20 protein-coding genes are annotated in these 25,031 nt (G+C 47.7%); 4 read left to right on the top strand and 16 right to left on the bottom strand.

Annotated features, from left to right (window positions below; all coding sequences use genetic code 11):
• Positions 1–16 precede the first annotated feature (16 nt).
• Complete coding sequence (locus tag J2Z28_RS28605; protein WP_211085418.1) at positions 17–706, top strand: response regulator transcription factor; 690 nt, start codon at positions 17–19, stop codon at positions 704–706.
• Between the two features lie 89 nt (positions 707–795).
• On the opposite strand, the gene J2Z28_RS28600 is transcribed toward J2Z28_RS28605, so the two are convergent.
• From J2Z28_RS28600 to ftsE, 5 genes are all read right to left on the bottom strand, one after another.
• Positions 796–2,124 (bottom strand): PDZ domain-containing protein, encoded by a 1,329-nt coding sequence (locus tag J2Z28_RS28600; protein ID WP_211085417.1) that lies wholly within the window; start codon positions 2,122–2,124, stop codon positions 796–798.
• A gap of 64 nt (positions 2,125–2,188) precedes the next feature.
• Entirely contained in the window at positions 2,189–3,661 is a 1,473-nt protein-coding gene (locus J2Z28_RS28595) for a S41 family peptidase (protein WP_211085416.1), read from the bottom strand.
• Positions 3,662–3,795: 134 nt separating this feature from the next.
• Positions 3,796–5,079, bottom strand: coding sequence for a murein hydrolase activator EnvC family protein (locus J2Z28_RS28590; RefSeq protein WP_211085415.1), 1,284 nt, complete (start codon positions 5,077–5,079; stop codon positions 3,796–3,798).
• Between the two features lie 187 nt (positions 5,080–5,266).
• Entirely contained in the window at positions 5,267–6,184 is a 918-nt protein-coding gene (gene ftsX / locus J2Z28_RS28585; protein ID WP_211085414.1) for a permease-like cell division protein FtsX, read from the bottom strand.
• Entirely contained in the window at positions 6,174–6,860 is a 687-nt protein-coding gene (ftsE, locus tag J2Z28_RS28580; protein ID WP_026081444.1) for a cell division ATP-binding protein FtsE, read from the bottom strand. The genes ftsX and ftsE overlap by 11 nt, the downstream gene beginning before the upstream one ends.
• A gap of 253 nt (positions 6,861–7,113) precedes the next feature.
• Between ftsE and J2Z28_RS28575 the strand changes: the two genes are divergently transcribed.
• Positions 7,114–8,547: a VanW family protein gene (locus tag J2Z28_RS28575; RefSeq protein WP_211085413.1), complete on the top strand. Its 1,434-nt coding sequence runs from the start codon at positions 7,114–7,116 to the stop codon at positions 8,545–8,547.
• Between the two features lie 208 nt (positions 8,548–8,755).
• Here J2Z28_RS28575 and J2Z28_RS28570 read toward each other — a convergent pair whose 3' ends face one another.
• The 4 genes from J2Z28_RS28570 to J2Z28_RS28555 all read right to left on the bottom strand — a co-directional run bounded on the left by J2Z28_RS28570 (position 8,756) and on the right by J2Z28_RS28555 (position 12,466).
• Complete coding sequence (locus J2Z28_RS28570) at positions 8,756–10,309, bottom strand: MDR family MFS transporter (RefSeq protein WP_280530865.1); 1,554 nt, start codon at positions 10,307–10,309, stop codon at positions 8,756–8,758.
• A gap of 72 nt (positions 10,310–10,381) precedes the next feature.
• The gene (locus tag J2Z28_RS28565) at positions 10,382–11,065 is read right to left on the bottom strand and encodes a hypothetical protein (RefSeq protein ID WP_127551499.1); all 684 of its coding nucleotides are present in this window, start codon (positions 11,063–11,065) and stop codon (positions 10,382–10,384) included.
• Between the two features lie 34 nt (positions 11,066–11,099).
• Positions 11,100–11,828, bottom strand: coding sequence for a polymer-forming cytoskeletal protein (locus J2Z28_RS28560; protein WP_211085411.1), 729 nt, complete (start codon positions 11,826–11,828; stop codon positions 11,100–11,102).
• Between the two features lie 14 nt (positions 11,829–11,842).
• Entirely contained in the window at positions 11,843–12,466 is a 624-nt protein-coding gene (locus tag J2Z28_RS28555; protein WP_211085410.1) for a YhbD family protein, read from the bottom strand.
• A 274-nt stretch (positions 12,467–12,740) separates the two neighbouring features.
• Here J2Z28_RS28555 and J2Z28_RS28550 point away from each other — a divergent pair, with 274 nt between their 5' ends.
• On the top strand, positions 12,741–13,529 hold the full coding sequence (locus J2Z28_RS28550) for an alpha/beta hydrolase (protein WP_211085409.1): 789 nt from the start codon (positions 12,741–12,743) through the stop codon (positions 13,527–13,529).
• Between the two features lie 222 nt (positions 13,530–13,751).
• On the opposite strand, the gene argH is transcribed toward J2Z28_RS28550, so the two are convergent.
• The 7 genes from argH to argC all read right to left on the bottom strand — a co-directional run bounded on the left by argH (position 13,752) and on the right by argC (position 22,959).
• The gene (gene argH, locus J2Z28_RS28545) at positions 13,752–15,155 is read right to left on the bottom strand and encodes an argininosuccinate lyase (RefSeq protein ID WP_211085440.1); all 1,404 of its coding nucleotides are present in this window, start codon (positions 15,153–15,155) and stop codon (positions 13,752–13,754) included.
• A gap of 106 nt (positions 15,156–15,261) precedes the next feature.
• Entirely contained in the window at positions 15,262–16,497 is a 1,236-nt protein-coding gene (locus tag J2Z28_RS28540; protein WP_017692004.1) for an argininosuccinate synthase, read from the bottom strand.
• A gap of 93 nt (positions 16,498–16,590) precedes the next feature.
• Positions 16,591–17,556, bottom strand: a complete 966-nt coding sequence (gene argF / locus J2Z28_RS28535; RefSeq protein ID WP_211085408.1) for an ornithine carbamoyltransferase — start codon at positions 17,554–17,556, stop codon at positions 16,591–16,593.
• A 197-nt stretch (positions 17,557–17,753) separates the two neighbouring features.
• Entirely contained in the window at positions 17,754–19,007 is a 1,254-nt protein-coding gene (locus tag J2Z28_RS28530; RefSeq protein ID WP_244988581.1) for an aspartate aminotransferase family protein, read from the bottom strand.
• Positions 19,008–19,365: 358 nt separating this feature from the next.
• Positions 19,366–20,205, bottom strand: coding sequence for an acetylglutamate kinase (argB, locus tag J2Z28_RS28525; protein ID WP_017692001.1), 840 nt, complete (start codon positions 20,203–20,205; stop codon positions 19,366–19,368).
• 336 nt (positions 20,206–20,541) lie between these two features.
• Positions 20,542–21,780, bottom strand: coding sequence for a bifunctional glutamate N-acetyltransferase/amino-acid acetyltransferase ArgJ (gene argJ / locus J2Z28_RS28520; RefSeq protein ID WP_211085407.1), 1,239 nt, complete (start codon positions 21,778–21,780; stop codon positions 20,542–20,544).
• A 129-nt stretch (positions 21,781–21,909) separates the two neighbouring features.
• Positions 21,910–22,959, bottom strand: coding sequence for an N-acetyl-gamma-glutamyl-phosphate reductase (gene argC / locus J2Z28_RS28515; protein ID WP_211085406.1), 1,050 nt, complete (start codon positions 22,957–22,959; stop codon positions 21,910–21,912).
• Between the two features lie 330 nt (positions 22,960–23,289).
• Between argC and cls the strand changes: the two genes are divergently transcribed.
• Positions 23,290–24,738: a cardiolipin synthase gene (gene cls, locus J2Z28_RS28510; RefSeq protein WP_211085405.1), complete on the top strand. Its 1,449-nt coding sequence runs from the start codon at positions 23,290–23,292 to the stop codon at positions 24,736–24,738.
• Positions 24,739–25,031: the final 293 nt, after the last annotated feature.

The following is a 25,031-nucleotide window of genomic DNA, read 5'->3' as shown; positions in this document are numbered from 1 at the left end:
GGAAGTGAATGTTCTCATGTCCGAACGGAATGATGTAAACAACAAGAATGATTCAGCCCACCCTCAGCTTATCCGGCTGATTCTCGCCGACGATGACTATTTCATTCGCGAGAGCCTGAAAGTGCTGCTTGGACTGGGCTCCGACATTAGTGTTACAGGCACAGCCTCAAATGGACAGGAAGCGCTGGCACTGCTTGAAGCAGGCACACCTGCGGACGTGGTGTTGATGGATATTCGGATGCCGGAATGTGACGGAGTTGAAGGTACCCGACGCATCAAGGTACGTTTTCCTGAAATCCAGGTGCTCATGCTGACTACGTTTGATGACGATGAGTATATTATTCAGGCATTACAGAATGGAGCAAGCGGTTATTTGCTCAAAAATGTTCCCCCCGAGCGGATCATTCAAGGCATCAAGACCGTACATAACGGTGATATGTTAATCCATCCGGATATTGCCCGCAAATTGGCAGGCCTTCTTCGTCCTGCTGCGATTCCCCTGACACAGAACCCAATCGAAGCCTATGGACTGACACGTATGGAGCTGGCGGTTGCCGAGGCCATATCGGAGGGGTTATCCAATAAGGAAATTGCCGCCAAATTGTTCCTCAGTGAAGGCACGGTCAAAAACTATGTCACGGATATTCTCGGTAAGTTGAGCTTGCGTGATCGGACTCAAATCGCTATCTTTATGTTGAAAAAATAACAAAAAGGTATTTCCCTTGCCTGCGACGGCGCTCGGAAATACCTTTTTCATTGCTTGATTTATGCAACATACTTCATTACGTATACTAGTTACATCTCCACGGACCCTTTATCACTGGCCACCGGGGCTGGCGGTAACGCCAAGGGAGCTTCGTCCCTTTGTGGTTTTTTCAGACGGGCAAACAATTTGAGGTTGATGATATGGAACAACGTCAGTGGACGTAACCGAATCGCCCAAACCTCGTGATTGTCCGGTGCCATAATGACCCCAAGCTGATGATGCTCCCCTTCATAGATCGCCCGTTGCATGAACTTGCTTTCTCCCTGGTGATTACGTACCTCGAGCTTGCAAAAAGCCGGATTCATCCGCAGAGCGCGATGCAATTCTTCCGGCGAATGAACCAACTTACCATTCACCTTGTATAACGTCTCTCCTGCTTCAATCCCCAAATCTGCAGCAGGACTCTCCGGAATAACAGCCAACACCTTCAACCCATGCTGCGGATGAACAAATACCGGACTGCGATTTTGCTCTTCAAACGCGCTGTACCATACCAGAAATTCATGTCCAACAAATGCAATCAATGCAGCAATCACCATGAGTGGAGACCACCAAGCCGCAAGCAAACTGAACACGAGCAAGGTTGTCCCATAGAGCATCAACCGCTTGGATGTGATCTGCACCTTCTGTCCAGGAAGCATACTCTGCGTTATCTCACCAAATCCGAGCATGATGGGCAACGCAACCAGCATATAACTATGACCTGCATTCATCAGTGGATTCCATGCCAGCTCCGCGCCACCTCCTGTGACTGGAACAAGAATCAGTAGAGGAATGGCCCAGAACTGTTGCAGTTGATATCCCCCAACCAGTTTCCCGCGTTTTCCCTCGAAGAGAAGCGGTGATGCCATCGATACCCCCTGCATGCGTACCAACAGGGCTTCACCCATATGTAGAAGCGCCGCCAGGACAAGCAGTGCAGGCATATCCAGGGTACGTAGCGTTTCCGTTATACTACCCATCCAACCCGATGGTTGCCAGCCTGAAGCCAGATTCAAACCAAATTGCAACACACCCAGTAACCCGGCCGCATAAGCAAAGCACAGATACCGGATACGGAACAAAGATAGAATTAACGTTGCAGCCCATATGCATATTAGGCTTCCCAGTGTAAGATGTGCACCGAGGAATAGGGACACAATCGAGACGATGGTACCAATGAGTATGCCTCCAAGCACGGCACGAATCGTTTGTGTTATCGAGCTTTGCAAACGGACATGAAACAATTTACGCTCCTGCAATAACTGACGATGATAGATCAGCGCAATCAGGATCACCGCAATATAATAAAACGGCTGAATAAACAACTGCAACAAAGCTTCCCCTAATGTAGTTAACCACGGCCATACCCATTCCATTGTGGTCGGTCACCCCTCTCCTTCAGCCGGTTCAGAAAAAAAGAAGGCTGAAAATCAGCCTTCTTTATGGCTTCGACACTGCGGACGAATTATCCTTTGAGACATTTTCGATCGCGCGTTTCAGCTGTGCATCATATTGAGGATTGGCAATACGTTCAATCAGAGCCGCTTCCAGTGATTCAGCGGTTTTCTCGTCAATCTGGCCTGTAGCCTGAATGCCTTTTTGCTTCTGGAATGCCTTGACCGCTTCTTCCGTCTTCTGGTCGTAGTATCCATCCACACGATCCGGTTTGAAATCGAGTCCTCTCAGCATCGTCTGTGCACTTTTCACATCCGTGCTATTACTGTCATATTTCAGTGGTAACTTCTCTTTGTTAATCGGTGCCACCGAGAAATAATCCGGCTGGTCTACCGCAATATCCGGTTTGATTCCTTTTTCATGAATCCAGTCTCCGTTCGGAGTGAGCCACTTGGCAATAGTGATCTTCAGCAAGCTACCATCACCCATCTGCTTGTCATAACTCGTCTGTACGGTTCCTTTACCAAAGGAATTTTCTCCAATCAACTTGGCACCTGCTGACTGTTGTAATGCACCGGCCAAAATCTCCGACGCACTCGCACTGCCTTTGTTCATCAGGACTGTGACTGGATAAGCTTTGGCTGATCCATTGGACTTGCTTTGTTCCTTTTTGCCGTTCTTGTCTTCCACTTGCACAATAACCTTGCCTTTAGGAACAAACTGTTCAGCAATATCAATAACAACTTGTAATACACCGCCTGGGTCATTCCGTACGTCGATGACCAGACCTTTCATGTTCTGCTTCTCAAGCTTCGCCAACTCTTCCTTGAAGCGATCGCCTGTATTCAAAGAGAATTGAGTAATGGCAATAACACCAATTCCGCCATCCTCCATGTGAGCATATACGGTCTCCAGATCAATATCATCCCGTACAATCACAAATTCAATCAGTTCTGAAGATCCGGCACGTTTGACCTGTACCTTCGCTTCACTGCCCTTGGGACCTCTGATTTTGTTAACAGCCTTGTTCAGTTCCAAACCTTGCAAGGATTCGCCGTTGACCGACATAATCATGTCTTTCGCACGAATACCCGCTTTCTCGGCAGGAGATCCTTTGATTGGGGAAACAACAATGACATTGCCATCCTGAGAGGATACCTCTGCGCCAATACCGGTAAATGAACCTTCGATCGACTCTTCAAACTGAGCAGCCGTTTCCTGCCCCATATAGTTGGAGTACGGATCACCAAGCGATTCCATCATGCCGTTGATCGCACCGTCAATCAATTTGGTCTGATCCACGTCTTTATAATAGTTGCTGGAGATCAAATCCATCGCAGTTTCAATCTTCTTCAAATCGTTCTTCTGCTGTGTATTGCCGGTTACACTAGCCAGCAAACCTTCACCCGGTGTGGTCTGGTTTGCTATTCCCGGGTAAGTCATTAGTACCAGGGTTAGCAAACTACCACCCAGGAGACCCACAATGACAAGCAGTAGCGCCGATCTTTTCTTCATCATCCGTTTGTCACCGCCTTTAGTTTTGAAGCGTGTCCGATTCCATTGTTGCCAGAATCCATTCCCTGAACATGCCAGCTTATTATATGTCTAGCTTGTACGGAATATGTTTTTTCCATTCGGTGCTTAAACAAATTTTACAGATAGTTCATCGGATTGACAGGAGTCCCGTTTTCACGTACTTCGAAGTGCAAGTGCGGTCCCGTAGAATTACCGGTATTGCCTGATTCTGAGATCTTATCTCCACGTGAGACTGTATCGCCCTTACTAACACTCAAACTACTGTTATGAGCATATAAGGTCCATAATCCTCCACCATGATCGATAATTACGGCATTACCATAACCACTCATCCATTCAGCAACAATCACGACACCACCGGAGGCCGCTCGTACTGTCGTTCCTTGCGGAACAGCAAAGTCAACGCCAGCATGCAGTTTGCCCACTTCTCCGGTAATAGGATGTGTACGTGGACCAAACGAGGAGGAAATCCTTCCACCAGAGATAGGCATACTAAATACGCCATTGCCGCCTGAATATGAACTGGTTGAATCACTCGTGCTGCTATCCGAACTCACTCTGGTTGGTATCTTGGCTGCAGCTTTCGCCCGAGCTGCTGCCGCGGCTTTTGCTTTGGCTGCAGCTGCAGCCTGCTGTTCACGCAATTTATTTTTCTCTTGAAGAAGTGCCGAACGTTTGCTGGCAATCTGCATTAATACATCTTCCTGCTCTTGTGTCAGCTCTTCTGACTCTTCAATTTTAGCATCATATGAAGCGAGAAGCACTTGCTTTTCCGCTTCTTTTTCATTCAATTGGGACTTGCGCTGTTTCTTCTGTGCATACAGACTCTTGGCTTCCGCATATTGCACATCCAATTCTGCCTTTTTGTCCACGACCAGTTGCTTGTCCGCTTTGTGCTCATCCAGCAGATGCTGATCCTGATCCACAATCGTTTTGAGTGAATCCGCACGGGTCAGGAAGTCAGTGAAGCTAGTAGAGGACAACAATACATCCAGATAGGATACAGCACCGTCTGTGTACATCAGGCGTACACGTGACTCCAACAACTTTCCCCTTGCAACGATGCGTTCTTCTGCCGCTTGCAAATCTTTTTTCGTTGTACGGAGATCTTCCTCCGTGTTCTCGATCTGCAAGGATACACTGGCCAGTTCATCACTAACGACATTGATCTGTTCCATGACAACCTTCAGATAAGCGTTGGTTTTGTTCTTGTAATGCTGTGCTTCCTTTTTGTTGGAAGCCGCTTTTTTTTGCTCCTGCTTGGCAGAAGCCGCCTTGCTCTCCAGTTGCTGAATCTGTTGGTCAATATCGCTGATGCTACTCTTGGCATATCCGTCAGAAGGTTGAAGCGTCAAACTGGCCAACAACGTAAAGGCCAGCAGCGAAGCGGTTTTTTTCAAAATGATGATCCCCCATCCTATGATTTCACAAGAAAGCAACCTGCACAGGTGGTGAACAGCATGTTCTTTGCTTTCTTCAATCTTAAAAGACTCCGTCTTTCCTACATATCGTCAAACAGCGTCCATTAATGAACCTGCTTTACCATTCTTTTCGACATATTCTGCAATTCGATCGTTGAAAACAAAATTAAACGTTGAGTGATTTCCGAATGGACAGTGTACTTCCCAAAATACCTACCAGCACACCGAGTCCGATCAACAGTGTTCCAAACAGCACCCAGATTTCGCCGAGTGGAATCAAGTTAAGCATCTGCATGAAAACATCCTGACCAATCGTTTTCATCAACTGGCTGTACCCAACAAACAGAACACCAACCGTAATGACCGAGCCAATAAACCCAATGAGTGCACCTTCAATAAAGAAAGGCCAGCGAATAAAGGTATTGGTTGCGCCAACCAACTTCATAATACCGATCTCCCGGCGACGTGCCAGAATCGTTACGCGAATCGTATTCGAGATCAGGAACATGGACATGAGACCCAGTCCCCCGACAAAAATAAATCCGATGTTACGAACAAGTTTCGTAAATTTGAACAACACTTCCACCGTTTCCTTGCCGTAGTTCACTTTCATGATTGGCTTCTCCGGGTGTTTTTCGTTCAAAGCTTCGATTTTTTGCGCCACAAAATTGACCGTTTCCGGTTCAATGACCTCAACTTCAATGGTCTCCGGCAGTGGGTTGTTGTCCACATCGAAACCGCTAAGCACGTTATCTGCACTCTCTCCAAGACGCTCACGGAACTCCTTGAGTCCTTCTTCCTTGGAAACAAAACGAATCTCACTTACTTCAGGCATCGCGCTGATTTCTTGCTCCAGTGTGTTACGCAGGTTCTCGTCCACATTCAGTTCGAGGAACGTGCTGATCTCCACCTGGCTATCAACCTGATTCGCCATGGAATTCACATTGAGCACCAGTAGCATAAACACGCCAAGAATAAACAGCGACACAATGATGGACATGATGGAGGCTACAGACATCCAGCCGTTGCGGAATACGTTTTTGAATCCCTCCCGCAGATGGCGCAAGAGAGTACTAAAATTCATAACCGTATTCCCCTCTCATCTGATCCCGTACAATCCGTCCACTTTCGATAGCGATTACCCGTTTACGCATCGTATTCACGATATCTTTGTTGTGGGTCGCCATAACAATCGTTGTTCCCCGGAAATTAATCTCATCCAGCAGTTGCATAATGCCCCATGACGTCTCCGGATCAAGGTTACCTGTAGGCTCATCCGCGATAATAACCGAAGGGTTATTGACGATAGCCCGTGCAATGGCAATACGTTGCTGTTCTCCACCCGAGAGCTGTGAAGGTTCACGATTTGCTTTACTGCGCAGTCCCACCAAGTCGAGTACTTCCATCACTCGTTTCTTGATATGACGCTTCGGTGCTTCAATAACTTCCATGGCAAATGCCACATTCTCAAATGCTGTCATCCGTGGCAGCAGACGAAAATCCTGGAACACAACGCCGATGTTACGACGCACATAAGGAATCTTTCTTGGCTTCAACTTACCAATATTAAATCCGTTAATGGATATTTGTCCTTTGGTCGGAACTTCTTCTCTGTACATCAATTTCATAAATGTCGATTTACCTGCGCCGGACGGACCGACGATATAGACAAATTCATTGCGGTCGATCTTCACCGACACCCCTTGTAATGCGTGGGTCCCATTGGCGTAGGTCTTCCACACGTCCTGCATTTCTATCACATCATCACTTCCTGCTCGCATAGTTAGCCATTATCATTTCGACACATTCCCGGCATTTCCTTTAAAAAGACCTGAATTTCATCAGGAAAAATCCACTTCGATCCTATTTCGATGGTGAAGCATGGATTCATATGAAGTTTATTGTAACAAATTTGTTACCTATTGAGTACCCGAAAGTTTTCCTGCATTGGATCATATATATAGAAAGTGTTACAAAGTGCGGAACAACAGAAGTATAAAGGAGCGTACGGTTATGAAAAAAATACATTTGACGGTCATTGTTCTCTTCTCCATCCTCTTGATCGGCTCCGCGTCCTACGGATTGTTGTATATGTACGTGAATCAGCCTACCCTACCCAAAGACGTTCATGTTGGCGGTATGTCGGTGGAAGGGAAGAATCGCAAGAACGTTTTGCATGAATTGAATGAGCGGATTAAAAAGCTGGAGGCCTGGCCTGTCACCCTTGAAGTGACTGAACCTGACCCCAAGACGATGACGTATACCACGGCCCAGGTGGGGGTGAGTTACAACGTTAACAGCTTTGAGTCGGCGATACAGCAACTGGAGGAAGGTAACCTGTGGGAACGCGCTTATGCACGTTATCATTTTCCGAAAGAGTTCTCTCTCGATATGAACTACAACTCAAGACCACTTCAAGAACGTCTCAACCCTGCCTGGGAAAAAGAAACCTTCGGTACGCCTGCGGACGCTGTTCGCCGCATTACCGCAAGTGACAAAGTCCAGTATATCCCGGAAAAAGGCGTCCGCCGCATTGATTGGAATACACTCACAAGTCTCATTCAGACGAAGTTGCACAGGGATTTCAGTGTACTGAACCCGGATGAGAAACCCGCCCCATTGCTGATCCAGGTACCACTGTATACGCTGAAACCTGAAGTAACCCTTAATTCGCTACGCCAGGAAGGCATTGACCGAAAGATCATCCAGTTCTCCACGGGTCTGGGCAATAGTAGTGAAGGCCGGATACATAATGTCAGCGCAGCGGCGGAAGCGATTAACGGCATGATTTTGCCACCAGATGCCACATTCGATTATGAGAAGGTCGTCCGTCAAGCTGAAAAGGAGTATGGGTTTCGTGAGGCCCCGGTCATTGTCAATGGAAGACTCACCCCCGGAATTGGCGGGGGAATCTGTCAGGTATCCAGTACGGTGTATAACGCAGCGCTGTTGACGGGTCTCGATATTATTGAGCGTCGCAATCATTCCCTGCCAGTCAAATATTTGCCGAAAGGGCTGGATGCCACCTTTGCCTCGGGAGCCATCAACTTTCGCTTCAAGAATAATACTGGAAAATCCCTACTCATTCATGCAGAGGTAAAGAACCACCAATTGATGGTTAAATTTTTCGGTACCTTCCCGGAGAACGTCAGCTATGCCCTTGAATCTCGTACCATTGAAACATTAAGTGTTCCGGTGAAGTATGTGTCCAGTACGGTACTGCCTGATGGTGCACAGCAGGTGCTGCAAGACGGACAGCCTGGATATATTGTCGAGACGGTACGAACCAAGAGGCTAAACGGCAAAGTGGTCGAATCCAAAACGATTACACGGGACACGTACAAAGCTCAGAATCGCCTGATTGCCCGCTCCGGTCATAGCAGCCTACCTGACCCACAAGGGCCTTCTGTGGTCGAGGACGGGATTAGCGATACGAAGCAACCTTAGGCTCCTTTTCTGAAGCAGCCAAAAGAGTTCAATCCGTAATTCATGCATTCTAGGATAAACTGATCCTACGAAAACAAAAAGACACACTTCCCGTCCCTTTTAAGGATATGCGAGAAGTGTGTCTCTACATTTTCAAGATAAATTATTCGAGTTTTACCAAGCTAAGATTAGCTTTACTACCGTAACTTATGGTTTACTGCATTACGGTTTAGTGACCGCCAGTGTATTCGCCTTGCTCTTCGCCTACAACCATCTTCTCTTTTCCCATGAAGAAGGAAGCGACCAACGCGAGTGCAGCCGGAATTACAGCCCAGGCAAATAACTGTACGATGGAAGAAGACAGGGCATGTGTGATGGTATCCAGCACTTGAGGAGGAATCGCCTGTCTGAGTTCTGGTGAGAGCAACGCATGTGGATCGGTCAGATCCACTCCCTGCGGCACGCCACCCGCAGAAGCACCGCCTGCTTCCGCAGCTGAACCAGCGAGAGCATCATTCATTTTACGCGTAAATACCTGGCTCTGTACGATACCAAAGATCGTAATGCCCATCGTCATGCCGAGGGACCGCAAAAAGTTAAGTGTGGAGCTTGCTGCTCCGCGTCTTTGCGGTTCAAACGCGTTCATGGCTGCGTTGCTGAGTACCGAGAACGAGGCACCGACACCCAGACCAACCATCACCATGTAGATACGTATCGTCCAGAGGGAAGAATTCTCATCCAGCGTAGTCAGCAATCCAAGTCCAATGACAAGTAAAGCCAACGTAGGGATCATGATATTACGATACTTGATTTTGGTCATCAACACCCCGCCCAAGGATGCCGTCACAACAGACCCAAGCATCATGGGCAGCAGCACAAGACCGGAGTTGGTCGCTTTACCACCAAGTACCCCCTGTATGAAGATCGGAATGTACACGGATGCTGTAATGAACGCCGCACCACTGAACATACCAATAACGTTACTGGACCAGTAGACCCGGTTGCGGAACATGTTGAAGGAGATGATTGGTTCTTTGGCTTTTGTTTCTGCAAAAAGGAAGAGCAGCGCTAATGCTACAAATCCGGCAAACAAGCCAAGAATCTGCCACGAACCCCAGGCAAACGTTTTGCCGCCCAGTTCCAGACCAAAGATCAGGCACACAACAGCACCGATCAGCGTTACAGCACCCAGCCAGTCGATCTGTTGGGATTGATGCTGATGAGACTCTTTATAGAAGAAGGCAATAAACACAAATGCAATCAAGCCTAGCGGCAGGTTGATATAGAATACCCATTCCCATGTCGCATATTGAGTAATGTAAGCACCGAGCAGAGGTCCGAATACGCTGGAGAGGCCAAAGACGGCTCCAAACAATCCACCCAATTTACCACGTGATTCTGGTGCAACGACATCAAACATGATCGTAAAGGCAATCGGCACCAGGGCTCCCGCACCAATACCTTGAATCGCTCTGTACATCGTCAATTCCACAATAGACGTTGCCGTTCCGCACAGCGCTGAGCCAAGCATAAACACAATAATACCAAATACAAAAAACTTCTTCCGTCCATACATATCGGATAACTTACCGAAGATTGGCATCCCTGCCATCTCAGCCACCATGTAGGCGGAGGTCACCCAGACGAACTTGTCGAGCCCACCCAGCTTCCCGACAATATCCCCCATAGCTGTTGCCACGATGGTATTATCCATCGAAGCCATTAGTATGCTGAGCAGTAACCCTGCCAGCACCAATCCAATACTGTTTTTACGTGCAACCATTGTACTCAATCTCTCCATTCACGCTCTATTCATATGACTGCATTAGTATATCCGAAAAGAAGTCTGCGTTAATCAGTCCAAGGACCGATTGCTTTGCAGCAAAACTTCCGATTGCGGATGAATTTGCAGAGATGAACGGTATTCCACTGTACCAATCCGGCAGCCAGGACCGATTTTTATTTTATCGCCACGAACAATCTCGGCCTCCGTATTCTCTAATTCAATATCATCACCTTCGATAATCTGTGCTTTGAGAATTGACTTATTCCCCGTAAACAAGTCATTCAACCGGCCACTCTTCACCGAGATGATGGAACCGCCCATTTCCTTGACCTCGGATGGACCCATGATTTTGAGCGTCATGTGTTCAGCGCTGAGCATGCCCGCTATCGTCAAACGGCCGTTCAGCTTGATATTTTCCGCCTGACAATCCCCTGACAGATGAAGTTCACCGACCACTTTTATATGTTCAGCTTTGGCATGCAGGCCAGATGCCTGGATTCCATCCTCACCATCGTTGCTGGTCTCTCGCTCTGTTAGAGTCAGGGTTCCGGTAATTTTAATATCTGTGGATTCAAGCGATCCGTATATGACCGATGTACCCGTACATTTGAATCGATCACAAGATAGATTGTCGTTAAAGGACGCGTCCCCTACGACCTTGATCTTGCCGTACACGCCACCAGAAGAACTGCCATCACCAACGATGCTGATATCCATTTTTTTGTCCAATGAACGCCCAGGATTGTTATTCATGTCGATCCCGTCCCTTTCTCTCCATATCCAAACTTTAAATTCGCTGACTGCTGCCCACCTTGGCATCCTGATCTACCTCAAGTTCACCTGAATACTCAACCATTCTGATGTTACAGCCGCGACCAATAAAAATGTTACTCCCCCGAACAATGTCAGCTTCGGTATCTTCCAGCACAATCTCATCACCCTCAATTAAGGATGTCTTAAATGAAGGGGTCCCGCCCAGACCAATACTTTTCCAAAAGCCATTCTGTTGTTCCTTGCGACGAATATCGATACGCTCTCCGCCAATCTCTTTAGCCGAAGAAGATGTATGCAGCCTGATCTCCACCGTTCCTGCATTCAGAAAGCCGCTGATTTTAATATTGCCTCGTACATTCAGGGACTCGCATTGCACATCCCCTTCAACATCGATCACGCCGCCAATATCAATTCGTTCCCCATCCACTCTTCCACGTACGGTACACTTTCCGTTTACTTCAAGCTCAGGGCTATGGAGATCTCCGTTAATCGTCGTCAAACCATCCACCCGAACACGAGAACTGGTCAGAGGTCCATTTAACGTGCACATGCCGTTAATCGCTGCACTCTCGGAGGTCAAAGCGCCGTGCATCTTCAATGTCCCATTCACTTCCATAGAGGTACAGTCCAGGTTACCGTTCACCTTAGCCATGCCATCAATAGATACACGGTGAAAATTCCCGCCTGCCGTCTGACTTATGCCCGCCACATTCAGATCATTCCGCTTATTCCGCTCTTCCATAGATGATCCTCTCCTTATCCCAATTTGAGTTTTAATTCTTCCATAAATGTTCCCATCGGCTGCCTAAGAACCACTTTCACACCATTGTCAAAATAAAACTCTGTTCCTGCTGTTACCAGCATGAATGAAGGAACACCCATCTTACGAATAAGCACGAGTTCGCTGGGTTTGCCTGTAAAACGATAATAATGTTCGGACATCACTTCGATCAGCAACGCACCCTCTTGCCGAGTAATATCTCCGCTCATTAACAGCTTATCAAGGACGTAGAGCATCATAATCTGCTCCAAAGCATACAGCGGTTGTTCTCGACCTGCTTCTTTTAACAGATCTAGCGAGATCTGTGAAACAATGTTTCGCTCTATTAGTTGCTGTGCAGACATTTCTACTTCACCCAACGTAGGTGAGAAAACGTCTGCCAGCTCATCCAGCGATAATCCGTCTTTCATATTGAGAATCTTGTCAATGCGCAGTAAAATCTGTTGTTTTGGAAAAAAAGTCTCTTGTCCGGTGTAGGACGACTTCCGAATGAACCATTCTTCGGGAATGAGATTTTTCCGCTTCCAGCGGTATAACTGGCCGTATGAGATTCCTGTCAGGTCCAGCAATTCTTTCTTGGAGATCAAATCATCCGTCATATATGGTCCCCCCTTTTATTGAAATGAGTGTAACATAACATTGTTACGTTGTAAACTACATTGAAAAATCGATGATCCGATTACAGACTTCCATTTTAATCACTGGTGTGAAATTCTTTGTTTTCTACTGTAGATCTTGTTATTGCAATGGAAGAGCAATGCGTATAACCTGTTACATATAAACACTTTGGAGGCCTAGCCATCCGATTTCCATCCCATCGTCTCATGTCAGAACACGTGGTTAACGAACTTATGAAAGGGGTTTCTTATACTCATGGCACTTATTAAATGTGATTTTTACTCGGATACGCTCGGGCTTAGCACCAGCATGCATGTCATTCTGCCGCAACAAACCCACAATCAGATCGGTATGGAGAATGTGACTGGCAAAGGGTTGCACCCAACCCTGTACCTGTTACACGGTCTGTCTGATGATGATTCCATTTGGCTGCGTCGCACATCGATCGAACGTTATGTAGCAAACCTCGGGATCGCCGTTGTTATGCCACAGGTTCACCGCAGCTTCTATACAGATATGGTAGAAGGCGGACGTTATTGGAGCTTTATCAGTGAAGAACTCCCGGCACTTGCTCGTTCTTTCTTCCCACTATCAGATCAACGGGAGGACAATTTCGTTGCCGGATTATCCATGGGTGGCTATGGGGCGTTCAAGCTGGCCCTTCGTAAACCAGATCAATATGCTGCTGCTGCCAGTTTGTCTGGAGCACTCGATATGTCTGCACATATGGATAGAAATGCATCCTCAGCATTACAACAGACGGAGTTACAGCGGATTTTCGGACCTGAGGTGGCAGGTACAGAGAACGATCTGATCCATCTACTTAAAGAGAGTCAAGCCAGCCAAGGGCCACAGCCCCTGCTCTATCAGTGCTGCGGAACGGAAGATTTCCTGTATGAGGATAATCAAACCTTCCGTCAAGCCTGTGAACAGACGAACTTCGAACTGACATACCAAGAAGAGCCTGGTGAACATGAATGGGGCTACTGGGATGCCAAGATCCAAGATGTATTGAAATGGTTGCCTTTGCCCAAGCACGATTAGTAGAGCATTGTAAAGTAACTTGTAATGAAGCGACTGCGTCTAATTAGACGGGTGCCCTGATACTTCGATGAGAGTATAACCTTGCGGTCACTGCTGGGTTGAATATATCCAGATCACTTCGTTGTCGCTATAAAACACAAAAAAGCAGGCCGTTGAGAACAAAGTTCTCTGGCCTGCTTTTTGTATATTGTACGTTCATATTTCGTTAGGATATCCGTGGTATTAACCGCGGTTCGTAATCCATTGCTCGGTAATCTCCAATACCTTCTCACTGCGTCCAATGGCTTCTGCGACTTGACCCGCAGCTGTTCCGCCGTAAACATTACGAGCGTTCACTACCGCTTCCGGTTGAAGCACGTCATAGATCCGGTCATCGAACAGTGGTGAGAACTGACGGAATTCTTCAATCGTCAGATCCAGCAAATACTTGCTGTTCTGGATGCAGTACAGCACCGTTTTACCAATCACTTCATGCGCCTGACGGAAAGGCAAGCCTTCGCCTACGAGGAAGTCGGCAATATCCGTAGCGTTGGAGAAATCCTGGTTGACTGCTTGACGCATCCGATCCTTGTTCACTGTCATTGTCGCGATCATTGGAGCAAACAGTTGCAGTGCACCCTCCAGCGTTGCTACCGTGTCGAACATGCCTTCTTTGTCTTCCTGCATGTCCTTGTTGTATGCCAGCGGAAGAGATTTCAGTACCGTCAGCAAACCGATCAGGTTGCCATACACACGTCCTGTTTTACCACGAACGAGTTCAGGAACGTCCGGATTTTTCTTCTGAGGCATGATGCTACTGCCTGTGCAGAACGCATCGTCCAGTTCAACGAAACCAAACTCCGTGCTGCTCCACAATACCAGTTCTTCACTAAGACGGGACAAGTGAGTCATGATCAGCGATGCGGCTGCCAGGAACTCGACGATAAAGTCACGGTCGCTTACTGCGTCCAGACTGTTCTCGTACACGCCATCGAAGCCCAGTTGTTCCGCCACAAAATGACGATCAATCGGGAATGTTGTGCCTGCAAGAGCACCTGCACCCAAAGGCAGGATGTTAATGCGTTTGTAGCTGTCCATCAGACGCTCCGCATCCCGTTGGAACATGGAGACATATGCCATTAGGTGATGGGCGAACAGAATAGGCTGTGCCCGTTGAAGATGCGTATAACCCGGTACAATTGTATCGAGGTTATCTTTTGCTTGTCCAATCAATGCTTCCTGCAAGGAATGCAGCATGCCTACAAATCCAACTACGCGCTCACGCAGGTACAAGTGCATATCCGTTGCAACTTGGTCGTTCCGGCTGCGGCCTGTATGTAATTTACCGCCTACAGGACCAATCGTCTCGATCAGGTTTTTCTCAATATTCATGTGGATGTCTTCGTCCGATACGGAGAATTCCACTTCGCCCGCACGGATTTTGTGCAAAACGGTGATCAGACCCTCTTTGATCGTCTCTACATCTTCCGCCGGAAGAATGCCGCATTTGCCCAGCATCGTTACATGGGCCAGACTGCCCTGAATATCTTCCTCAGCCAAAGCTTTGTCAAAATTGATCGATGCCGTATATTCTTCAACCAAATGATTGGTTTGTTTTGTAAAACGTCCTCCCCACAGCTTGCTCACGGTGAGTACTCCCCTTTCGCTCATGGACAAAGCCGCTCCTGCCAGATGTGCAAGAACGGCCTGCCTTGTCATTTATATTGATATAGCTCTATGATGCAGGTTGAAATTAGTTTTTGTTTTGCTCCACGCCGGAGTTTACTTTCAAACGCAGTGCATTCAGGCGGATAAAGCCTGTTGCATCACCTTGATCGTAGGCTTGCGTTGGATCAGCTTCCATCGTTGCGATGTCCGGATTGTAGAGGCTGACAGGACTTTTCACACCTGCGCCGATGATGTTGCCTTTGTACAGTTTCACACGAACCGTACCTGTTACGTTTTTCTGGCTTTCAGTCACCAGCGCTTGCAGCGCCAGACGTTCCGGTGCGAACCAGAAGCCGTTGTAAACGAGTGTGCTGTAACGTGTGATCAGGCTATCACGCAGGTTCATCACTTCACGGTCCATCGTGATGGACTCCATTTTGCGATGTGCGGTGAACAGGATTGTTCCACCTGGTGTTTCGTACACGCCACGGCTCTTCATACCAACAAAACGGTTCTCAACCATATCTACACGGCCAATACCATGTTTGCCACCCAGCTCGTTCAGTTGCTCCATCACTTGCAGCGGGCTCAGGCGCTCACCGTTCAGTGCAACACAGTCGCCTTGTTCGAACTCCAGCTCAACATATTCCGCTTGATCTGGTGCATCTTCAGGTGCACTGCTCAGCAGGAACATGTCTTTGTTCTCGTCCGCACTTGGATCGAACCAAGGATCTTCGAGCACACCGCTCTCATAGCTGATATGCAGCAGGTTACGGTCTGTTGAGTACGGTTTAGCCGCAGATGCCGTTACCGGAATGCCATGTTTTTCAGCGTAAGCAATCATCTCGGCACGTCCCGGGAATTGGTTACGGAATTCTTCCAGGCGCCAAGGTGCAATTACGTTAATGTCTGGTGTCAGTGCAGCCGCGTTCAGTTCGAAGCGAACTTGGTCATTACCTTTACCTGTAGCGCCGTGAGCGATGGCTGTAGCACCTTCTGCACGAGCGATATCCACCATGCGTTTAGCGATCAGTGGACGAGCGATACTTGTACCAAGCAGGTATTGTCCTTCATAAAGGGCACCAGCTTGGAACATTGGATAGATGAAATCTTTTGCGAATTCATCGCGCAGATCGTCAATGTATACTTTGGAAGCGCCTGTTGCCAGTGCTTTTTCCTCCAAACCATCCAGTTCATCCTTTTGTCCGATATCCGCTGTGAATGCGATAATCTCTGCATCATACGTTTCTTTCAACCATTTCAAAATTACAGATGTATCCAACCCGCCTGAATATGCGAGTACAATTTTTTCCTTAGCCATGTGTGATGGTCCTCCCCAAGATCAGTTGCTATAAACTTTTATCTATCATCGCGAAATCTGCGCCTAAAATCAACCCATAAAGGCAAATAGCATCTATTCGCTCATTAACGCAGCCATTAATGCTTTCTGTGCATGCAAGCGATTCTCCGCCTGATCAAAGATCAGAGAGTTCGGTCCGTCAATTACACCAGCACTTACTTCTTCGCCGCGGTGTGCTGGCAGACAATGCAAGAACATGTAGTCCGGCTTCGCGCCTTTCATCAGTTCCTCGTCCACTTGATATGCCGCAAATGCCTGCTCCCGAATCTTCTGCTCTTCTTCAAAGCCCATGCTCGCCCATACATCCGTATACACGATATCTGCATCTTTCGCAGCTTCCTGTGCACTGTACGTTACAGTCACTTCAGAACCGCTCTCCTGTGCGATAATGCGTGCCTGCTCCACAACTGCGCTATCCGGCTCATAACCTTCTGGCGTTGCTACAGCAACATGCATTCCCATCTTCGCTGCTCCGAGCATCAGGGAGTGTGCCATGTTGTTGCCATCTCCGATGTAGGCCATTTTCAGATCTGCCAGCTTGCCTTTGTGTTCCAGCACCGTTTGGAAGTCGGCCAGTACCTGACAAGGATGTGCCGCATCGCTCAGGCCATTAATGACTGGAACATCCGCATGCTCTGCCAGTTCAGTTACATTATGGTGTCCAAAGGTACGTATCATAATGCCGTCCAGGTAACGTGACAATACTTTGGCTGTATCATGTGTTGTTTCCCCGCGACCCAGCTGGATATCATTTTTGCTCAGGAAAAGTGCGTGTCCGCCCAATTGGAACATACCCACTTCAAAGGATACACGCGTACGTGTGGATGATTTTTCAAAAATAAGTCCGATCGTTTTGCCTTTCAACGGTTGAAAAGGTACACCGCTTTTTTGTTTGCCTTTAATCTCAATTGCGAGATCAAGCAGATAACGAATCTCCTCTGCCGTGTAGTCCGTGAACTCGATAAAATCCCGGCCTCTCAGATCAATCTTCTGAATCTTTTCCGTCTGTTGTGCTGTCATGTATAATGTCCTCCTTATTTCCGGTTCCCTGCACCCGCATGGGCAGAAGAGAGCAACGTTGACACTTTGTCTGGATGCTTCTCAAGTTTATTCATTTCCACCTTCTGCAAGTTCACCACGCGGCTACAGGGATTCATCATCTCGTTCTGCTTCGAGGCCGGTAATGGCCCCGAGACAGAAAGGTTCTCATTTTTATATTAGGCTTTCGCCGCTACGTGTTCTTCGATCAATGTGGCTACCAGCGATACTGCCTCGTCGATCTCTTCTTTGCTCACATACAGGTTCGGAAGCAAACGGATCACATTTGGTCCTGCAGAGACAAACAAAATCCCGCGTTTTTGCCCAGCAAGTACAATATCCCCTACCGGCTCAGCACATTCTATGCCGACCAACAATCCCAAGCCACGAACTTCTTTTACAAAGGAATTACCCGCCAAACGATTCCGCAGGGAGCTCATCAGATATTCACCCATCTCCGCTGCACGCTCTGGCAAGCGATCTTCCAGCATCGTTTCGATTGTTGCGATTACAACGGATGAAGCTAGTGGTGTTCCACCAAATGTTGTCGCATGGCTACCTGGCGTGAATGCATCCCGCAAGAAGCCTTTACCCAACATCGCGCCTACAGGGAAACCACTGCCGATACCTTTGGCAACGGTGAACACGTCTGGCTCAATACCATAATGTTCGTGCGCAAACAGTTTGCCTGTACGTCCCATTCCGGTTTGTACTTCATCGACAATCAATAGTAGCCCATGCTCGTCACACAGTTTCCGTACATGTTTGACGAATTCTGGTTCAACTGGATATACACCACCCTCGGCCTGAACCATCTCCAGCATAATAGCTGCTGTGTTGGGTCCAATTGCCGCTTCAAGTGCAGGGATATCATGCAAAGGTACGGTTACAAATCCGGCTGGCAATGGTAAAAATCCTTCTTTCACCTTATCCTGTCCGGTTGCTGTCAGTGTAGCGAGTGTCCGTCCATGGAAGGACTGGGCGAATGTGATCACTTCATAGCGATCTGTGCCTTTCACTTTCTGGTGATAACGACGCGCTACTTTAATAGCCGCTTCATTCGCTTCGGCACCACTGTTACAAAAGAAAACCGCGTCAGCGCATGTGTTGGCTGTCAGCAATGCTGCTGCTTTTTCCTGGCCCGGAATCTGGAATAGGTTGGATACATGCCACAGCTCATCAATCTGAGCTTTAAGCTTGGCTCCAACTTTCTCCGGTGCATGGCCCAGGCTAGTTACAGCGAGACCGCACATGAAATCGAGATACCGGTTGCCTTGGTCATCCCACAACCAGCTGCCTTTACCTTTGACCAGACTGATTGGATAACGTGCATACGTTTGGAAAAGCGAGCTTTCCGTCTGTGCCGCTGCACCTATTGCTGTTGCGCCCGCTACCGCTGTGCCAGAACCTGGCTGTTCGTTGCCTTTTGCCATGACCATATCACTCCTTATTGGTTGGTGCACGCCTAAGGTGAATAAAACATAACACTAGATCACTTCGATTGCAGTCTATCTTCCGAACGTGTGCATACTTCCACTTCGATGACAGAACAACCTTCCGATCGCTGTTATCCCCAGATTTCTTTGATTAATTGTTTAAAGGTGGAAATCCGGGGATAAAGGCGCACGCTTCGCTTCTTCAGGTTATTTCTGTCCTCTCCGTTCTTGCGTCTTTTCTTCAGATCTGCTCTGCACTCTTCCGTTATCGCGTTATGCCCAGATTCACAAAAAAGCCGTGCACATATTTTTTTATTTAATATAAGACTATTAAGACCCTAGCGTATCGAGCAAATTATTGCATACGGATGATTCTTGTTCCGATGATTTCTCCGCCGAGCACACGGCTCAGGATTTGGGGTTCGCTGCCGTCTACGATGACGACCTCACGTACTTGGCCATGGATACATGCGATAGCTGCACGCACTTTGGGAATCATGCCGCCATAGATTTCTCCGGTCTGGATCATGTCCTCAATCTCTTGTACAGATACGGATGGCAGTACTTTTTTCTCGCCGCCTACGTTCTTCATGATGCCTGGAACGTCGGTCACGACAATCATCCGGCTTACGCCGAGATGAGACGCCACTGCACCTGCAGCTGTATCTGCGTTAATGTTGTAGCGTTGTCCTGTTGCATCTACGCCAACTGGTGCGATAACCGGCATGTAACCCATGTTCACGATACCTTGAATAATCTCTGCGTTCACACCAGTGACATCGCCTACCCAACCGATCTCTGCGTGGTTTGTAACAGGTTTAGCCTGAATCAGACCTCCATCGACGCCGGACAAGCCTAGTGCACGACCGCCCACACGTTGAATCAAACGCACGATCTGTTTGTTGATACTGCCTGCAAGCACCATCTCCACTACGTCCAGCACAGGTTCAGTCGTTTTGCGCAGGCCATTAACGAATTCGGTTTCGATACCAAGCTTCGCCAGGTTATCCGAGATCGCAGGACCTCCGCCATGCACGATGACCGGCTGCGTGCCCTGAGACTGCAGATCACGCAGATCCGCAAAGAAAGACTCGGGCAATGCTGCCAGCGTGCTGCCTCCACATTTCATGACAAACATCTGTTTCTCTGTGCTCGCTTCCGTTGCGGTACTCTCGTTTGGCATTGTTGAATTCATGAGGGCAAGCTCCTTTCATAGTGAAAATTACATTCAAAAAAATATAACACTTTTATAAGGTGACAAAGGTTGGTAGGAGTCCATTCCGAATTCGGATTGTTCTTTCGATCGCTGTTGTCTCCAGGTTTCTTGAATTATCCCTATATAGGGGAATAACCGGAGACAAAGGCGACCGCTCCGCTTCTGCAGAATCAATTCCGTCTTCTCCATTACTATCGCTATATGTCCAACACCAAACAACAAGTTTAAATTTTATTGATAATTTTTGAAACATCTCACGAAACAGCTTCACAATAGAAGACAGCTGTTTCGCAAAACCTTTATCCCAAAGTCTTATTACGTGCGGTATGCGGCGTTAATTCGGACGTAGTCATACGTCAGGTCACAGCCCCAGGCTGTTGCTGTTCCTTCGCCGTGGTGCAAATCCACCACGATGCGAACTGTATCAGTCTGCAAATAGGCCAATGCCGCTTCTTCGTCAAACACGACTGGGCGAGACTGCGCGAGTACGGAGATATCTCCCAAACGAATATCCACCGTATCCGGGTTCACCGGTTGTCCTGCACGCCCTACGGCTGCAATAATCCGTCCCCAGTTGGCGTCTGCGCCAAACATGGCTGATTTCACAAGACTCGAACCGATGACCGTTTTCGCGATTGCTTGCGCGGACTCATCACTTACTGCTCCTGTAACTTCTACCTCAACCAGTTTGGTTGCTCCTTCACCATCGCGAGCAATGGCTTTGGCTAGCACTTGGCAAACATAGGTGAAGCCGGCTGCAAAAGCGTCCCAATCTGGATGCTCTGTGGTCAGCTCTTCATTGCCTGCATAACCACTGGACATAGCTACCAGCATGTCGTTTGTACTTGTATCCCCATCGACAGTAATCATATTAAATGTATGATTGGTTGCCTGGCGCAGCAAGCGTTGCAACGCTTCTGCACCAATGACCGCGTCAGAGGTCATGAAAGCGAGCATTGTCGCCATATTCGGATGAATCATACCCGAGCCTTTGGCGGCTCCCGCAATCGTAACCGTCTTACCGTTAACTATAACGGAGACGCAAGCTTCCTTTTTTACCAAATCCGTTGTCAGAATCGCTTGTGAAAATTGTTCCGCCTCATTAGACTCCTTACCCATATGTGCTGGAAGACCAGTGATACCTGAATGTACAGCATCCATTTTGAGCAATTCACCAATGACACCTGTGGATGCCACAGCCACGTCCTCTTCTGCCACACCCAACTCACGCGCAGCAGCCGAACGCATCGCATAAGCATCTTCTTCCCCTTGTTGCCCTGTGCATGCATTAGCATTACCACTGTTAACGATAACAGCCTGAAGGCGTCCATTGCTCAAGCTTTCGCGCGTTACTTTGAGTGGTGCTGCTTGAAACACGTTCGTTGTGTATACAGCAACAGCTGTAGCCGGTACATCACAGCGGATCGCTCCAATGTCATTTCGAGATGTCTTTTTCAATCCGCAGTGAAGTCCACCAGCAGTGAATCCCCCAGGGGTTACAATTGTTCCGTTCTCAACCACGGTAAAAGTCTGTTGCTCCACATTCGTTCCCATATCATATCCCCCGTATGCGTTCAGCTATATGCTGATGATCGCCTGCTTAACCTGATCCGTTCTCCCTAAGTGACTCCGAGAATGCACTCTTACACTCCATATGCCAATGCACCTCTTGAATTCCATCTCTTATGGATATACCGGTGTCATGTTCAGCCCGAGGTTCTCCTCCCATCCCATCATCAGGTTCATATTTTGAATCGCTTGCCCGGATGCACCCTTCACCAGGTTGTCGATAACCGAAATAATCGTTAAACGACCTGTGCGAGGATCCACCGCAAATCCGATATCACAATAGTTGGATCCGTACACTTCTTTGGTAGAAGGCCAGATGCCCGGTTCACGTACACGTACAAAAGGTCTGTTCTCATAATATTTGCGGTACAAATCTACGATCTCCCGGTCGCTGTGCTCCCCAACGAGGTTTGCATACATCGTACTCATGATTCCACGTGTCATTGGCACCAGATGTGTTGTGAAGGTAACCGTAACAGACGTTCCCGTTATACTGCCAAGCACTTGTTCGATCTCGGGAATATGTTGATGTTTATTCAGTTTATAGGCTTTGAGATTCTCATTCATCTCTGCATAATGATTTGTCAGACTTGTTCCACGTCCCGCTCCGGATACACCTGATTTAGCATCAATTATAATAGTAGAAGGATCAATCCAGCCTGCCTCTACAGCAGGGATCAGTCCAAGAAGTGTAGCCGTTGGATAACAGCCTGGGTTGGATATAAAATTCTGTCCCTTCACTTCTTCGCCATACACCTCAGCCATGCCGTATACCGCTTGTTCCAGCAAATCAGCTGAAGGCGCCGGATGTTTGTACCACTCTTCGTACACCGTTCCATCCTTAAGTCTGAAATCGCCAGACAGGTCAATCACCTTAAGTCCTGCTGCCAGCAGGCTTGGTACGAGCTTGGCACTTACGCCGGACGGGGTCGCTGTGAATACCAGATCCGCACGACTCGCAATTTCAGCCGGATCTACACCGTCGAGTGGCCTGTGAATCACGCCCGTCAAATGCGGAAATCCATCTGCGATGGAATCACCACTGCTCGATGATGAGATCACCGATGTGATTTCAACCAACGGATGGTTCTGGAAAAAACGAATCAGCTCCACCCCGCCGTAGCCGGTGGAACCGACGATTGCTACTTTTAATTTGTTATTCACTCTCGCTCCCCCAATCTCGATGTATGCGCTACTTGTGCTGTGCCCTCGCCTGAAAGATACTTGAACACAGCAATTCCGTCGCTTATATGCATATTTGTGTATTATTATACGACTCTGGTTATATAAATACAACACTCTATCATCAATTTCACATGGATTTCCATCTAATCCGAACATATCTTTTTTAACATCCGGGACGAATAGGTATACATCTGTTAAAATACGTATTAGTAGGAAACATTACAATCAGGGTCTCATTCATAACTAACCTGCTAGTCAAGGACATATGAATAGATTCATGATGGTCATTATGAGACGTGGGGGACTATAGTGCATATCGAATCCATTTTACTTATTGTGCTCCTGGGCCTAAATATTATTTTCGCTGCAGCAGTCGTTTTCTTCGAACGGAAGGACGCCAGTGCTTCCTGGGCTTGGCTGCTCGTTTTGAACTTTATTCCGGTGTTTGGTTTTTTACTTTATCTTTTAACCGGTCAAAACTTGACCCGATACCGGCTTTTCCAGTGGAAAGAACGTAAGAAGCTCGGGCTAGAGGAACGTATTGAAGCCCAGCTCACGCAGTTGCACGATAATCGCACGCCTTTCCGCAACCAAGCAACCGAGACTAGCCAGGACATGATCTATATGAATCTGAAGCAGAACGGTGCTCTGGTGACGGAAGATAATGCGGTCGAGATCATTACGGATGGAACAGATAAATTTCAGCGGCTCTTGGACGATATCGAAGCGGCTCAGGATCACGTGCACGTACAATACTACATTTATAGAAGCGACCGTCTGGGCAAAAGAATTCGGGATGCACTCATCCGCAAAGCGCGGGAAGGCATCAAAGTTCGTTTGCTGTATGACGCGCTCGGATCACGGCGGGTATCAAAACGCTTTTTCAAAGAATTGCGCGAAGCAGGCGGTTTGGTTGAAGTCTTTTTCCCATCCAAATTCAGTCTGATCAACTTGCGTATGAACTACCGGAACCACCGTAAGATTGTCATCATCGATGGTAACCTTGGCTACACGGGCGGGTTTAATGTCGGAGATGAGTATCTCGGCTTAAACTCGAAATTCGGTTACTGGCGCGACACACACCTGCGTATTCAAGGAAATGCTGTTCATGCGCTGCAGACCCGTTTCCTTCTGGATTGGAATGAAGCGTCCAAGCAACACGACACACCTTATGTTCCGGCGCATTTCCCTCATATCGAGGGTACAGGAAAGATTGCCATGCAGATTGTCTCCAGTGGACCGGATGCAGAGACCGAGCATATCAAGAACAGTTATCTCAAGATGATTAATGGTGCCAAACATTCGATTCTGATTCAAACGCCTTATTTTATCCCGGATGCCAGTGTATTCGAAGCTATTCGTCTCGCGTGTCTATCCGGTATAGATGTTCGCATCATGATTCCAAATAAACCTGACCATGCCTTTGTATATTGGGCTACGTTATCTTATATTGGTGAGTTGCTGAAGGTTGGCGCCAAAGTATTTATATATGATAATGGCTTCATTCATGCCAAAACACTTATCATTGACAGTTTGGTTGCATCCGTGGGAACCGCCAATATTGACTACCGTAGTTTCCGGCTGAACTTTGAGGTTAATGCTTTTATGTATGATGAAACGATTGCGACAGCACTTGTACAAACCTTTGAGCACGACTTGCATGTATCGCGTGAAATGACGCTCGATGAATACCAAAAACGCAGTCTGATTATCCGATTTAAAGAAGCCATTTCCCGACTGTTGTCTCCGATTCTGTAGTGGTGGCACTCCGATGACAGAACATCCCTCCGATCGCTGTTATCCCCAGATTTTTTTTGATTCCCTATCCTTAAGGGGAAAATCCGGGGATAAAGGCGAACGCTCCACTTCTTCAGGATATTTCTGTCCTCTCCGTTATCCTGTAAATGTTAAGTTGAACTTCTAATATAGAAAAGCAGGTACTCCCTATCCGTTATCTTGGTCATAGCCCCGTCAAGTAGACAATAAAAAAAGAGAAATTCCATTAAGCGGCGACTTTTTCCCGGAATTCAATTGGGGAGAGGTCGCCGAGT

The sequence above is a fragment of the Paenibacillus xylanexedens genome, from assembly GCF_017874615.1.
Classification (GTDB): Bacteria; Bacillota; Bacilli; order Paenibacillales; family Paenibacillaceae; genus Paenibacillus; species Paenibacillus xylanexedens.
Note: the sequence above shows the minus strand (reverse complement) of the source record. Positions and strands in the feature narration are given on the sequence as shown.

Excerpts from the sequence above, each read along its gene's own strand:
- J2Z28_RS28555 (WP_211085410.1), bottom strand. The coding sequence starts at position 12,466 with ATGACGGATGATTTGATCTCCAAGAAAGAATTGCTGGACCTGACAGGA.
- ftsX (WP_211085414.1), bottom strand. The coding sequence starts at position 6,184 with ATGAATTTTAGTACTCTCTTGCGCCATCTGCGGGAGGGATTCAAAAAC.
- J2Z28_RS28565 (WP_127551499.1), bottom strand. The coding sequence starts at position 11,065 with ATGAATAACAATCCTGGGCGTTCATTGGACAAAAAAATGGATATCAGC.
- J2Z28_RS28560 (WP_211085411.1), bottom strand. The coding sequence starts at position 11,828 with ATGGAAGAGCGGAATAAGCGGAATGATCTGAATGTGGCGGGCATAAGT.
- J2Z28_RS28600 (WP_211085417.1), bottom strand. The coding sequence starts at position 2,124 with ATGGAATGGGTATGGCCGTGGTTAACTACATTAGGGGAAGCTTTGTTG.
- J2Z28_RS28605 (WP_211085418.1), top strand. The coding sequence starts at position 17 with ATGTCCGAACGGAATGATGTAAACAACAAGAATGATTCAGCCCACCCT.
- argF (WP_211085408.1), bottom strand. The coding sequence starts at position 17,556 with ATGACAGCACAACAGACGGAAAAGATTCAGAAGATTGATCTGAGAGGC.
- argJ (WP_211085407.1), bottom strand. The coding sequence starts at position 21,780 with ATGGGAACGAATGTGGAGCAACAGACTTTTACCGTGGTTGAGAACGGA.
- J2Z28_RS28575 (WP_211085413.1), top strand. The coding sequence starts at position 7,114 with ATGAAAAAAATACATTTGACGGTCATTGTTCTCTTCTCCATCCTCTTG.
- J2Z28_RS28570 (WP_280530865.1), bottom strand. The coding sequence starts at position 10,309 with ATGGTTGCACGTAAAAACAGTATTGGATTGGTGCTGGCAGGGTTACTG.
- J2Z28_RS28540 (WP_017692004.1), bottom strand. The coding sequence starts at position 16,497 with ATGGCTAAGGAAAAAATTGTACTCGCATATTCAGGCGGGTTGGATACA.
- argB (WP_017692001.1), bottom strand. The coding sequence starts at position 20,205 with ATGAATTCAACAATGCCAAACGAGAGTACCGCAACGGAAGCGAGCACA.
- J2Z28_RS28595 (WP_211085416.1), bottom strand. The coding sequence starts at position 3,661 with ATGATGAAGAAAAGATCGGCGCTACTGCTTGTCATTGTGGGTCTCCTG.
- J2Z28_RS28530 (WP_244988581.1), bottom strand. The coding sequence starts at position 19,007 with ATGGCAAAAGGCAACGAACAGCCAGGTTCTGGCACAGCGGTAGCGGGC.
- J2Z28_RS28550 (WP_211085409.1), top strand. The coding sequence starts at position 12,741 with ATGGCACTTATTAAATGTGATTTTTACTCGGATACGCTCGGGCTTAGC.